This is a genomic window from Flavobacterium sp. Root186, assembly GCF_001428525.1.
Taxonomy (GTDB): Bacteria; Bacteroidota; Bacteroidia; order Flavobacteriales; family Flavobacteriaceae; genus Flavobacterium.
In genome coordinates this window covers 59494-71512 of record NZ_LMHW01000014.1, presented here as the reverse complement: position 1 = coordinate 71512, position 12019 = coordinate 59494, and the positions used below count along the sequence as shown (strand labels likewise).

At 33.7% G+C, this 12019-nt stretch carries 11 protein-coding genes; 6 read left to right on the top strand and 5 right to left on the bottom strand.

Translation table 11 applies throughout. The annotated features are described in order from the left end of the window. The first annotated feature begins 762 nt into the window (after nt 1-762). Genes ASD98_RS17205 through ASD98_RS17190 form a run of 4 tightly spaced genes read left to right on the top strand, consistent with a single transcriptional unit; the run spans nt 763 to nt 5927 of the window. On the top strand, nt 763-2955 hold the full coding sequence (locus ASD98_RS17205; RefSeq protein WP_056206662.1) for a peptidase domain-containing ABC transporter: 2193 nt from the start codon (nt 763-765) through the stop codon (nt 2953-2955). A gap of 2 nt (nt 2956-2957) precedes the next feature. Beyond that, complete coding sequence (locus ASD98_RS17200) at nt 2958-4253, top strand: HlyD family secretion protein (RefSeq protein WP_056206659.1); 1296 nt, start codon at nt 2958-2960, stop codon at nt 4251-4253. A gap of 38 nt (nt 4254-4291) precedes the next feature. Next, entirely contained in the window at nt 4292-5593 is a 1302-nt protein-coding gene (locus ASD98_RS17195) for a hypothetical protein (RefSeq protein ID WP_056206657.1), read from the top strand. Then, nucleotides 5538-5927 carry a S41 family peptidase gene (locus tag ASD98_RS17190; RefSeq protein ID WP_082577882.1) on the top strand — a complete coding sequence of 130 codons (390 nt, stop codon included), beginning with the start codon at nt 5538-5540 and terminating at the stop codon, nt 5925-5927. Before ASD98_RS17195 ends, ASD98_RS17190 begins: the two co-directional genes overlap by 56 nt. A gap of 46 nt (nt 5928-5973) precedes the next feature. Here ASD98_RS17190 and ASD98_RS17185 read toward each other — a convergent pair whose 3' ends face one another. From ASD98_RS17185 to ASD98_RS17175, 3 genes are all read right to left on the bottom strand, one after another. Further along, a complete protein-coding gene (locus ASD98_RS17185; RefSeq protein ID WP_056207417.1) occupies nt 5974-6687 on the bottom strand; it encodes a tRNA1(Val) (adenine(37)-N6)-methyltransferase in 714 nt (237 codons plus the stop codon). A 70-nt stretch (nt 6688-6757) separates the two neighbouring features. Beyond that, entirely contained in the window at nt 6758-7282 is a 525-nt protein-coding gene (gene rimM, locus ASD98_RS17180) for a ribosome maturation factor RimM (protein ID WP_056206654.1), read from the bottom strand. A 15-nt stretch (nt 7283-7297) separates the two neighbouring features. Next, a complete protein-coding gene (locus tag ASD98_RS17175; protein WP_056206652.1) occupies nt 7298-7870 on the bottom strand; it encodes a 30S ribosomal protein S16 in 573 nt (190 codons plus the stop codon). A gap of 189 nt (nt 7871-8059) precedes the next feature. Between ASD98_RS17175 and ASD98_RS17170 the strand changes: the two genes are divergently transcribed. Together ASD98_RS17170 and ASD98_RS17165 are read left to right on the top strand one after the other, a co-directional pair. Then, nucleotides 8060-8551: a DUF6252 family protein gene (locus ASD98_RS17170; RefSeq protein ID WP_056206650.1), complete on the top strand. Its 492-nt coding sequence runs from the start codon at nt 8060-8062 to the stop codon at nt 8549-8551. 127 nt (nt 8552-8678) lie between these two features. Further along, complete coding sequence (locus ASD98_RS17165; RefSeq protein WP_053471494.1) at nt 8679-9038, top strand: RNA-binding protein; 360 nt, start codon at nt 8679-8681, stop codon at nt 9036-9038. A 132-nt stretch (nt 9039-9170) separates the two neighbouring features. On the opposite strand, the gene leuB is transcribed toward ASD98_RS17165, so the two are convergent. Beyond that, nucleotides 9171-10232 (bottom strand): 3-isopropylmalate dehydrogenase, encoded by a 1062-nt coding sequence (leuB, locus tag ASD98_RS17160; RefSeq protein WP_056206647.1) that lies wholly within the window; start codon nt 10230-10232, stop codon nt 9171-9173. A 188-nt stretch (nt 10233-10420) separates the two neighbouring features. Continuing rightward, on the bottom strand, nt 10421-11941 hold the full coding sequence (locus tag ASD98_RS17155) for an alpha-isopropylmalate synthase regulatory domain-containing protein (protein WP_056206645.1): 1521 nt from the start codon (nt 11939-11941) through the stop codon (nt 10421-10423). Nucleotides 11942-12019 lie beyond the last annotated feature (78 nt).

The following is a 12019-nucleotide window of genomic DNA, read 5'->3' as shown; positions in this document are numbered from 1 at the left end:
AATTGTACGGTTATTGTTAGAGTAGAAGCCGGCAGAGAATTTTCAAATCATCCTTTGCTACTAATTTTTTAAATTATTTAAAGTAATATACAATAAAGCCTTTTTAAAATTTAGTCATGTTTTTTTTAATTTGTAGGCGCTCGATCGTGGAACATTGAGCAATTTATCCCAACATTGATGATTGGTGTCGGGATTCTCAGGATAATTGGTCACTTGGGTCGGTTTTATTTGGTTAGGGCTGATCAAGTGCCATCTCCTAGAGAAATTGGTATTACTAAAATATATTGAATATTTAAGAGAGAATTATGTTCTCTCTTTTTTTTGTTATTAATAGAATGAGTAATAAAATTACTATACATGATGTTTTGAAGTGAAAAAACAAAACTTCAGGTATTTTAAAATTATTGAAGTAGTAACAAACAAAAACTAATTATCAAGAAAAGTTTATCCGGAGCTGAAGCTTTAAGTAATTATGAAAAGAAAAGCATTATTTGAAGCGGAAGCGGAGGGCAATAGTTTGACATTGCCGACTATGGTAAAGATGTAGTGGATTGATTGATTACAATTGTCCCCTTGAGACTAGGATTTAAAATAAATATAAACTAAAGAAGCTTTGTTATTTTTAACAAAGCTTTCTTGTTTTCTAAAATTAGTTAAAGCTCAATTATAAAAAATCAAAATTTGTCTATTTAATTAAAACTTTGATTTATATTTTTAAGAATTTTTGTATAATATTGCTATGAATAAACCCAAATATCAGAATTGAAAAAATTCACCCATTACAAACAGGCAGATTTTAAAGATTGCGGACCTACATGTTTAAAGATCATTGCCAAACATTACGGTAAAACAATCAACATTCAGGAGTTGCGCGACAGCAGCGAGACAACTCGTGAGGGAAGCAATTTGCTTTTTTTAAGCGATGCTGCAGAGAAAATTGGATTCAGGACTCTAGGAGTAAAATTAAATGCAGAAAGACTCGAAGAAGCACCTCTGCCATGTATCTTGCATTGGAACAAAAATCATTACGTTGTACTCTATAAAATAAAAAAAGGAACTTACTATATTTCAGATCCCGGTTTTGGATTAATTGAATATAACAAAAAGGATTTTCTAAAATTCTGGATCGGAAATAATGCCGATGATTCTACTAAAGAAGGTATTGCTTTACTTATAGAAGCCACGCCAAAATTCTTTCAGTCAGAATTTGATAAGGAAGACAATAAAGGTTTAGGCTTTGGAATGTTGTCTCAATATGTCTGGCGATATAAATCATTTTTAGTTCAATTAATTATTGGACTTTTGGCCAGCAGTTTACTGCAGATGATTTTTCCTTTTTTAACCCAAAGTATAGTTGATATTGGTATTCAAAACCAAAACATTCATTTTATATATCTTATCCTGTTTGCAATGTTATTTGTTTTTGCAGGAATAACTGGTTTAGAACTTATCAGAAGCTGGATTTTGCTGCACCTTTCAACCAGAATAAATATCTCCTTAATTTCAGACTTCTTTATTAAACTAATGAATCTGCCTATTTCCTTTTTTGATGTGAGAATGACAGGAGATATTATGCAGCGTATTAATGATCATAGAAGAATCGAAAAAATACTGACCACGTCCTCTCTAAATGTATTGTTTTCTGTAATTAATATGTTTGTCATGGGGGGAGTTTTAGCTTATTTTAATCTCCAGATATTTTTAGTGTTTTTTGTAGGAAGTATTTTTTATTTTGGATGGATTACCTTATTTCTGAAAAGAAGGGAAGTTCTGGATTATAAGCGTTTTGCAGAGGTTTCTCAGGAACAAAGTAAAGTAATGGAACTTATTAACGGTATGCAGGAAATTAAACTCCACAATGCCGAAAAACAAAAACGCTGGGGCTGGGAGTATATACAGGCAAGATTATTTAGGGTTTCAATAAAAGGCTTGGTTTTAGAACAGACTCAAGCAATAGGTTCATCAATAATTAATCAGTTAAAAAATATTTTTATCATATTTCTTTCCGCTAAGTTGGTAATTGATGGTTCGATTACCCTCGGAGTAATGCTGGCTATAAGTTCAATTGTGGGGAGTTTAAATGGACCCATAACCCAGCTTATCGAATTTGTGAGAGAACTTCAGGATGCTAAAATATCTTTGGCAAGATTATCTGAAATTCATGAAAAGGAAGATGAAACCGAGCAGGAAATTCATCAGACCAATGATGTTCCGTATGATGCAGATATTGAAATTAAAAATCTTTCCTATCGCTATTTAGGATCAGATATTCCGGTTTTGGATAATTTAAGCCTTGTAATTCCTGCCAATAAAGTAACTGCAATAGTAGGTGTGAGTGGAAGCGGAAAAACCACTTTAATGAAACTGCTTCTTAAGTTTTATGAACCTGAAAAAGGCGAAATCAATATTGGCAGCTCACAGTTAAAAAACATTTCGCAGAAAGCCTGGCGTTCAAATATCGGAGCAGTCATGCAGGAAGGTTATATTTTCAGTGATACAATAGCTAATAATATTGCTTTTGGAGTAGATAAAGTAGATAAAGAACGATTGGTTTATGCCGCAGAGGTTGCCAATATAAAAGAATATATCAGCGAGCTTCCTTTGGGTTATAATACAAAAATTGGCGCCGAAGGAACCGGAATGAGTACTGGACAGAAACAACGTTTATTAATTGCAAGAGCGGTTTATAAAAACCCGGAAATATTGTTTTTTGATGAAGCGACATCAGCTTTGGATGCGAATAACGAAAAAGTAATTATGCAGAAATTAGATATTTTTTTTAAAAATAAAACTGTAATTGTAATTGCGCATCGTTTAAGCACTGTTATGAATGCAGATCAGATCGTGGTTTTAGAAAAAGGAAAAATTATCGAAATAGGTTCACATTCGTCTTTGGTTGAACAAAAAGGGAATTATTTTGAATTGGTTAAAAATCAATTGCAGTTAGGAAATTAATCATGGAAGAAGATAACAGCACATTCGAATTAAGAAGCGAGGAAGTTCAGGACATTCTCACCAAAGTACCGCACTGGATGATCCGCTGGGGAACGGTTTTGATTTTTGTAATCATACTGATGCTCTTTTTTGTTTCCTGGTTTATAAAATATCCGGATGTTGTCAATACAGAGATTGTTATTACGACCAATATTCCTCCAGAGAAAATTGTGGCCAAATCATCTGGACGCATTGAAGCTATTTTGGTTAAAAACAAATCGATTGTATCTAAAAACAGTACACTTGCCATTATAGAAAATACGGCGAATTATAATGATGTTTTTCTGTTGAAAAGCATTGTTGATAATTATAATATCAATGATCCAAAAAAAGAATTTCCGTTCTCAAAACTAAAAAACACACAGTTGGGAGAAATAGAAAGTGCTTATGCTGTTTTTCAAAAAGATTATCAGGCACAGGAATTAAATCACGATCTGCAGCCTTTTGCAATTGAAAACAGAGCACAGATTTCTGAAAAAATTCAAATAAAGGAAAGACTGGAGATTCTGCAGCAGCAAAAAGTAATCAATGAAAGCGAACTCCAGCTTCAAAAGAATGAAGTTGCCCGTTTTGAAGTTTTATTCAATAAAGGCATTATTTCGGCTCAGGAAATGGAAGCTAAAAAACTGAATTTTCTTCAGGCACAAAAGAGTTATAGAGGCTTATTATCATCGATTTCTCAGTTAAGATCTTCTCTTATCGATAATACAAAATCGAGCCAGAGCTCGCAGGCAAACAGCACTAAAGAAGAAGTTAACCTGGGCAGAAACATGGCGCAGTCATTTTATCAGCTTAAAAAAGTGATAAAAGACTGGGAACTGGCTTATGCCTTAAAATCTTCTATCAGTGGAAAAGTTACTTTTTTGCAGGTTTGGACAGAAAACCAAACGATCAATTCGGGAGATAATGTTTTCTCGATTATTCCTGATGAGAAAAATGGTTTTATTGGGAAAGTAAAAGCTCCGGCCTTAAATTCTGGAAAAATAAAAGTGGGACAAAAAGTGAATATACGTCTGGCAAATTTTCCCGACAGAGAGTTTGGAGTTTTAAGGGGAAAGATTCAGAATATATCTCTTGTTCCCGATAAAGATGGAAATTTACTATTGGATGTTGCGCTCCCAGACGGACTGGAAACTTCATATAAAAAGAAAATCCTATTTCAGCAGGAAATGAAAGGCAGTGCTGAAATTGTAACCGAAGATTTACGATTGATTGAAAGAATATTATATCAATTCAAAAGTATTTTTGAGCAAGTTTAAATTAAACCAAAACTAACTAACCTAACCACTTTTTTCTAATGAAGAAAACACTGCTTCTTGTACTTGTATTATTATTTCAAAATGCATTTTCAAAACCCATTAACGAAACTCAAAAACTTGCTGCGACTTGCAAAGTTTGGGGATTTTTAAAATATTATCATCCGAATGTTGCAAATGGAAATTTTAATTGGGACGAACAGCTTTTCAAAATATTACCAAAAATAGAAGAAGCGAAAACAGATATAGAATTCTCCAATATTATAGAAAAATGGATTACTTCGTTAGGAAAAGTTAAAGCTTATAAAGCTGAAGTCCCAGCAGAAAAAATTGATTATTTCGACAAGAATTTTGATCTTTCGTGGACACAAAATACAGAGTTCTTTTCTAAGAGTCTTTCTCAAAAACTTAAATTTATTGAACAAAATAAAATTCAGGGAAAGCAATATTATGTTGAGCAGGGAACTGAATTTAGAAATGAAGTAGAATATACAAAATTCGATGATGAAGATAAAAACTTCCGTCTTTTGCTTTTGTTTCGTTTCTGGAATTATGTTGAATATTTCTTTCCATACAAATATCAAATGGATCAGAACTGGGATTTGACTTTGATCGAATTCTTGCCCAGAACAATTAATCCTGTTTCTGAAACGGATTATTATCTTTCATTAAAAGAATTTAGTGCTAAACTAAATGATTCTCATGCCTTGTTTGGAGCAAATAAACTATTCGATTATTTTGGACGACATGGAATTCCTTTTGATTTTAAAATTATTGATAATAAAGCAGTTGTTGTGGGGTTTAAAAATGAATCTTTATCCAAAATAGATGATATAAGAATAGGAGATGTTATTACTGAGATAGAAGGAAAATCAATTGTGGATCTCATAAAAGAAAATCAAAAATACATTGAAGGATCTAATTATGATGCAGTTTTAAATAAGATAGATTATCCAATTTTTTTCGGAAATACAGATACCTCTACAATTGAATTGACAAGAAATAACAAAACGGAGACAAAAACAATACATAAATACCTCTATAATGATCTAAAAATTAATTATGAGAATAATAGCGAGAAATACAAATCTTTAGCTGACAATATTGGTTATGCTAATATGGCGGTTTTAACTCCAGATGATGTTCCTGCTATGATGGAGCAGTTTAAAAATTCCAAAGCCATTATTTTTGACATTCGAAATTACCCACAAGGGACTAATTTTGCAATCGCAGAATATTTAAATCCACAACCAAAAGATTTTGTGAAATCTATTGATGCTGATTTAAATTCTCCAGGGACGGTATATTTGGAGAAAAAACGACGAAACTTGTGGAAAAATTAATCCAGATTATTATAAAGGAAATGTTATTCTTTTAGTGAACGAAAAATCGATAAGTCATTCTGAATTTACCGCTATGACACTCAAAGTGGCTCCAAAAGCAACTGTAATTGGTAGTCAGACAGCGGGTTCGGATGGACGAAGTTACCGATTCGAAATTATAAAAGGCATTTGGACTTCCTTTACAACTTATGGTGTTTTTTATCCCGATAAAAAGGAAACCCAACGCATTGGTATAGTTCCTGATATTGAAATAAAGCCAACAATTTTAGGTATCCAACAAGGTAAGGATGAAGTTTTAGAAAGAGCAATTCTTTTTGCTAAAAATGAGAAATAAAAATCATATAATCTTTGTCAAAGATTCAAACTTTTACAAAGATGTTTTACATCTTTAAATAAAATTCATTTGTCAATTCAATATATTCAGGAGTATAAACATGTCTGTCAATTTCGATAGTCAATTCATCGATCTCAATTTTTGGGCTTTCGTTTCGGCTAAAAGCCAACAAACTGCGCTTGATTTCAGATTTTGGGGTTCCTTTAACGCGGGTTATTTTTATGGGATACAATTCAGATTCTTTCGCTAAAGCGATGAATTTTTCTTCTTCTTTGAATGGAATAATTAAAGCGAATATTCCGTTTTCAGAAAGTAACAAATCGGCAGCTTCTACAAGTTCTTCAAAAGGCATTGCATCCTGAAAACGAGCTAAATCGCGTTGTTCATTTTCAGTCTTATAATCCTCAGCATAAAAAGGAGGATTTGAAACAATCAAATCATATTCGTCTTCAGGTTCTTCAATAAATTCATCCAATCCGGCATGAAAACAAAATAACCGATCTGCCCAAGGAGAATTTTCAAAATTATCTACTGCTTGTTCATAAGCATCTTCATCAATTTCTAAGGCGTCAATTTGTTCAGCATGAGTTCTCTGAGCAAGCATTAAGGCAATGATTCCTGTTCCTGCACCAATGTCTAATATACTGAAGGGATTATGGTGAATTGGAGCCCAAGCGCCAAGTAAAACGCCATCTGTGCCTACTTTCATTGCAGTTTTATCTTGCTTGATAGAAAATTGTTTGAAACTAAATAGAGACATTTCTAAAAAATTAAAAATAAATTGCGAAAGGCAGTGACTGAATACTAAAAACTGTAAACTGAATACTTTTTTAAAGGTACATTTCAACCAGACCCTCAGGCAGATTCATGATTACTTTTTTGTTTTCCCGGTCAATTTTTACCAGAAAATGGTCGATCATTGGAACTAAGATTTCTACTTCGCCATTTAAAACTTCAAAAAGAGGTTGTGCTGTAGTATCGTTAACAGCAACTATTTTTCCAAAAATACCTAAACGCTGATCTTCGATTTCAAAACCAATAACTTCATGGAAATAAAATTTGTTGCCAGAAAGTTTTGGCAGCATTGATAGAGGAAGATAAACAGCATTGCCAACAAGTGCATCAGCCTCTTCCTCATTATTTACATCTTCAAAACGAACTCTAAGGAAGTCGTTTTTATGTAAAGAACTTGTTTCAATAAAAAAAGGAACCAAGTGTTTGTTGTGTTCAACAAACACTGATTCCAGATTTTCGTATAACTCAGGCTCGTCTGTGTCTAAATAGATCAGAACTTCACCTTTGAAACTAAATTTTTTAGCGATTTTACCTAAATAAAAACATTCTTCTTTACGCATTATCGCTAAGTAAAATTATGCTTCAGTTGTTTCGTTATTCTCTTCAGCAGCAGGAGCTTCTTCAGTAGCAGCTTCTGCTTCTACTTCAGCAACTTCTTCTTCAACTGCAGGAGTTGCAGCAGCGATAGCATCAGCTTCAGCCTGAGCTGCAGCAGCTAAACGTTTAGCATTAACTTCTTTTTCAGCTTTTAAAGCTTTAGCTTTAACATCAGCTTGCGCTTTTGATAAACCATCTTTTTTAGCATCAACTTTTCCAGATTTTGCCTCTAACCAAGCAGCTAATTTAGCATCAGCTTGTTCTTGAGTTAAAGCTCCTTTACGGATACCTCCATCAAGATGGTGTTTCAATAAAGCACCTTTGTAAGAAAGAATTGCTCTGGCAGTATCAGTTGGTTGTGCACCATTGTGTAACCATTTAACTGCGCTGTCAAGGTTTAACTCAACAGTTGCTGGGTTTGTGTTTGGATTGTAAGTACCGATTTTCTCTAAGTATTTACCATCTCTTTTTGAGCGTGCATCTGCAGCTACAACCCAGTAAAAAGGTTTTCCTTTTTTACCGTGTCTTTGTAATCTAATTTTTACTGACATAATCTTATGATTAAATTTTGAGGTACTCGACCTCTGTTAATTAAGGGCGCAAAGATATAATTTTTTTATCAATTATCCGTTTCAAAAAGTATTAAATATATTTAAGACAGATTTTTAGCTTTTTTTTGACTTTTAATTTTAAATATTTATCTCATAATGCGATACTTTTGCATTAAATTCATCTTATATATGAAAAAATATTTTTACTTCTTATCCTTTTTGTTAATGCTTACCTCTTGTACAGAAGATGTGAAATTTAACAATCCGGCTTTTCAAACCCTGAAAAATAATGTTTTCTGGAGAGCTCAAACGTATAAAGCTTATTTAGGTGCAAACGGGACTGTATTTGTTGAAGGATCTTTAGGGTACGAAAAAGTTATTTTGCAAACTGCTTCTTCTGCAGAAGAAACTTTTATTTTAGGAGTTAATGAAACTTCAAAAGCGTCTTACGAAAATACGCTGCCTGCCGAATTGTCTTCATTTTCTACAGGAACAAATACTGGTAACGGACAAATTGTTATTACAGATTACGACGCGGGTAATAATACGATTTCTGGAACATTTAAATTTACTGCGGTAAATGAAGATGGAAGCGATACTGAGAATCCAAAAATTAATTTTACAGAAGGTGTTTTTTATAAAGTTCCGCTTGAAATAAGTGATATTGTTCATCATATGTAATTTTTTTCGTGAATTCAGGGCGTATTGGCCGATTTTTAAAATCAAAATAAAAACATAAATAAACTAATATATAGTAGATTACAGAAAAATAAGACTACATTTGCTACATTATTATAAATAAGTACATATGAACATTTTTGTTGGAAGCCTTCCATTCAGTATTGAGGAAGCAGATTTAAGAGAGTCTTTCGAGGCTTACGGAGCAGTAGATTCAGTTAAAATTATCACTGATAAATTTACTGGAAGAAGCAAAGGTTTTGGTTTTGTTGAGATGCCAAACGATGCTGAAGCTCAAAAAGCAATTGATGAATTGAACGGAGCAACTGTTCAAGGTCGTTCAATTGTAGTTAATAAATCTGAACCGAAACCTGAAGGTGAAAGAAGAAGCTTCAACAATAACAGCCGTGGTGGAGATTCACGCGGAGGTTATGGTGGAGGAAACAGCCGTGGTGGAAATGACCGTGGTGGTAACAGAGGAGGATATTAATATTTTTTTCTAAATATATAAAAGGGATCAACGAAAGTTGATCCCTTTTTTTGTTTAAATTGTTTCAAGTTTCAGGTTTCACGTTCCAATAATAACTTGAAACCTGAAACCTGAAACCTGAAACAAATAAAACTATAGATTCTCTACAAGCCAGTCTCCAACTTCGCTTGTTTTGTAAGCTTTTGATCCTTTTACAGCTAAATCTTCGGTAACAACTCCTTGTTCTAATGATTTATTTACAACTGCTCTAATTGCTTCAGCTTCATCTTTTAGTCCGAAAGCATCTTCGAACATCATTGCTGCAGATAAAATTGTAGCTAATGGATTAGCAATATTTAATCCAGTTGCTTGTGGATAAGATCCGTGGATTGGTTCGTATAATGAAGTATGTTCTCCAACAGAAGCAGAAGGCATTAATCCCATTGAACCAGAAATTACAGAAGCTTCGTCAGTTAAGATATCTCCAAATAAATTTTCTGTGATCAATACATCATAAGAGTTTGGCCATTGAACCAAACGCATGGCAACAGCGTCAACAAATTCGTAAGAAACTGTAACTTCCGGATAATCTTTTTCCATAGCCTGAACGGTTTCTCTCCATAAACGTGAAGTTTCCAAAACGTTTGCTTTATCAACGCAGCATAGTTTTTTAGAACGTGTCATCGCTAATTCGAAACCTTTTTTAGCTAAACGCTGTACTTCGGCTCTTGTGTAAACACAGTTGTCAAAAGCAGTATCTCCATTGTCTTTTCTTCCTTTTTCTCCAAAGTAAATTCCGCCAGTTAATTCTCTTAAGAAAACTAAATCAGTTCCTTCGATTCTTTCTCTTTTTAATGGAGAATTATCAATTAAAGAAGGAAAAGTAAACGTTGGACGAACGTTAGCAAACAATCCTAATTTTTTACGCATTAATAATAAACCTTGCTCCGGACGAACTGGTGCACTTGGATCGTTATCATATTTTGGGTGACCAATTGCTCCAAACAAAACTGCATCAGCTTTCATACAAACTTCGTGTGTTTCGTCTGGATAAGGAACTCCAACTGCGTCAATAGCGCAAGCTCCAGTAAGAGCTGGTGTCCATGTTATTTCGTGATTGAATTTTTTTGCAATAGCATCAGATACTTTTACAGCTTCATTTATTACCTCAGGACCAATTCCGTCTCCTGCTAAAAGGGCTATGTTAAATTTCATTTTTTTTAAGGTTCTAAGGTTCTGAGTTGCTAAGGTTCTAAGTTTTTTTTCTTAGTAAGTCAGAATTCTAATTTATAATTTTTTTTAAGGTTCTAAATGTTCTAATTTTTTTCTTAAGGTTTTAATTTTTAGGACTCTAAGTTCAAAGAAAAAATCTTAGCATCTTAGAGTCTTAGCAACTTAGCACCTTAGGCAATCACATTCAACATCTTTTGAGTTGCAATAATCGCCGCAACTGTTTGATCGGAATCTAATCCTCTTGTTTTAAATTCTTTTCCGTTGTTTGTCCAGGTTATAATAGTTTCGCATAAGGCGTCAGAACTACTTCCTGGTGGGATTCTCACTGCATAATCGATCAATTTTGGAAGCGTTAGTTTTTTGCTTTTGTAAATCTTGGATAAAGCATTCATAAAAGCATCAAACTGACCATCGCCTTGTGCATTTTCTTCTATTATTTCTCCATTAAGATTTAAAGATAGAGTAGTGGATGGTCGCATTCCTTTAGAATGAACCAGCATATAGGATTCAATAGTAATTTTTTCTTCGTAAGTATGACTGTCCAAAACATCTGAAATAATGTATGGAAGATCTTCCTTAGTAACAGTTTCTTTTTTATCGCCCAGTTCGATAATTCTTTGGGTAACCAATTTCAAATCTTCCTGATTTAATTTCAAACCTAATTCCTGAAGATTTTTCTCGATATTAGCTTTTCCGGAAGTTTTTCCTAAAGCGTATTTTCTTTTTCTTCCAAAACGTTCCGGAAGCAAGTCATTAAAATATAAATTATTTTTATTGTCTCCGTCAGCGTGGATTCCTGCGGTTTGTGTAAAAACATTGTCGCCCACAATAGGTTTGTTGGCAGGAATTCTATATCCGGTAAACGTTTCGACTAATTTGCTTACGGTGTATAAAGAAGTTTCTTTGATGTTAATGCTTACTTCTGGCAGATAATCATTTATTACGGCAACCGTACTTTCAAGAGGTGCATTTCCGGCGCGTTCTCCCATTCCGTTTACCGTTACGTGAAGTCCGTTTATACCGGCCTTTATAGCTTCCATAACATTGGCAACACTTAAATCATAATCGTTATGAGCGTGAAAGTCAAAATGAATCTGCGGATATTTTGTTCTGATTTTAGAAATAAATTCAAAAGCCAAAGACGGAATTAAAACGCCTAAAGTATCCGGCAGTAAAATTCTTTTTATGGGTTGTGTAGATAAGAAATCCAGAAATTGAAACACATATTCAGGAGAATTTCGCATTCCATTGCTCCAGTCTTCTAAGTAAACATTCGTTTCAATATCATTTTCTTTTGCTAAAGCAATGATTTTGGCGATTTCAGAAAAATGCTGTTCCGGTGTTTTTTTTAACTGATGCGTTAAGTGGTTCATTGAGCCTTTGGTCAACAAATTCTGTACCTTGGCGCCGGCTTTTTTCATCCATTCAATCGAAACTCCGCCGTCAACAAACGAAAGGACTTCGATTCTGTTAATATAGCCGCGTTCTTCGGCCCATGAAGTAATGCCTTTTACGGCCTGAAATTCTCCTTCGCTTACGCGCGCCGAAGCAATTTCGATTCTATCAATATTTAATTCCTCCAGTAATAATTGCGCAATGGTTAGTTTTTCTGCAGCAGAAAATGATACTCCTGAAGTTTGTTCACCATCACGAAGCGTCGTATCCATTATTTCAATTTTTCTTTTTTCCATTTCAAATATGATATGACTGTAAAAACTGTTCGAATTTTGAGTCAGGCAGTTTTATAAATTATAAAGCAGTTACCAAGA

Coding starts and splice junctions, on each gene's coding strand:
- ASD98_RS17200 (WP_056206659.1), top strand. CDS start 2,958: ATGGAAGAAGATAACAGCACATTCGAATTAAGAAGCGAGGAAGTTCAG.
- ASD98_RS17195 (WP_056206657.1), top strand. CDS start 4,292: ATGAAGAAAACACTGCTTCTTGTACTTGTATTATTATTTCAAAATGCA.
- ASD98_RS17185 (WP_056207417.1), bottom strand. CDS start 6,687: ATGTCTCTATTTAGTTTCAAACAATTTTCTATCAAGCAAGATAAAACT.
- rimM (WP_056206654.1), bottom strand. CDS start 7,282: ATGCGTAAAGAAGAATGTTTTTATTTAGGTAAAATCGCTAAAAAATTT.
- ASD98_RS17175 (WP_056206652.1), bottom strand. CDS start 7,870: ATGTCAGTAAAAATTAGATTACAAAGACACGGTAAAAAAGGAAAACCT.
- ASD98_RS17170 (WP_056206650.1), top strand. CDS start 8,060: ATGAAAAAATATTTTTACTTCTTATCCTTTTTGTTAATGCTTACCTCT.
- ASD98_RS17165 (WP_053471494.1), top strand. CDS start 8,679: ATGAACATTTTTGTTGGAAGCCTTCCATTCAGTATTGAGGAAGCAGAT.
- leuB (WP_056206647.1), bottom strand. CDS start 10,232: ATGAAATTTAACATAGCCCTTTTAGCAGGAGACGGAATTGGTCCTGAG.
- ASD98_RS17155 (WP_056206645.1), bottom strand. CDS start 11,941: ATGGAAAAAAGAAAAATTGAAATAATGGATACGACGCTTCGTGATGGT.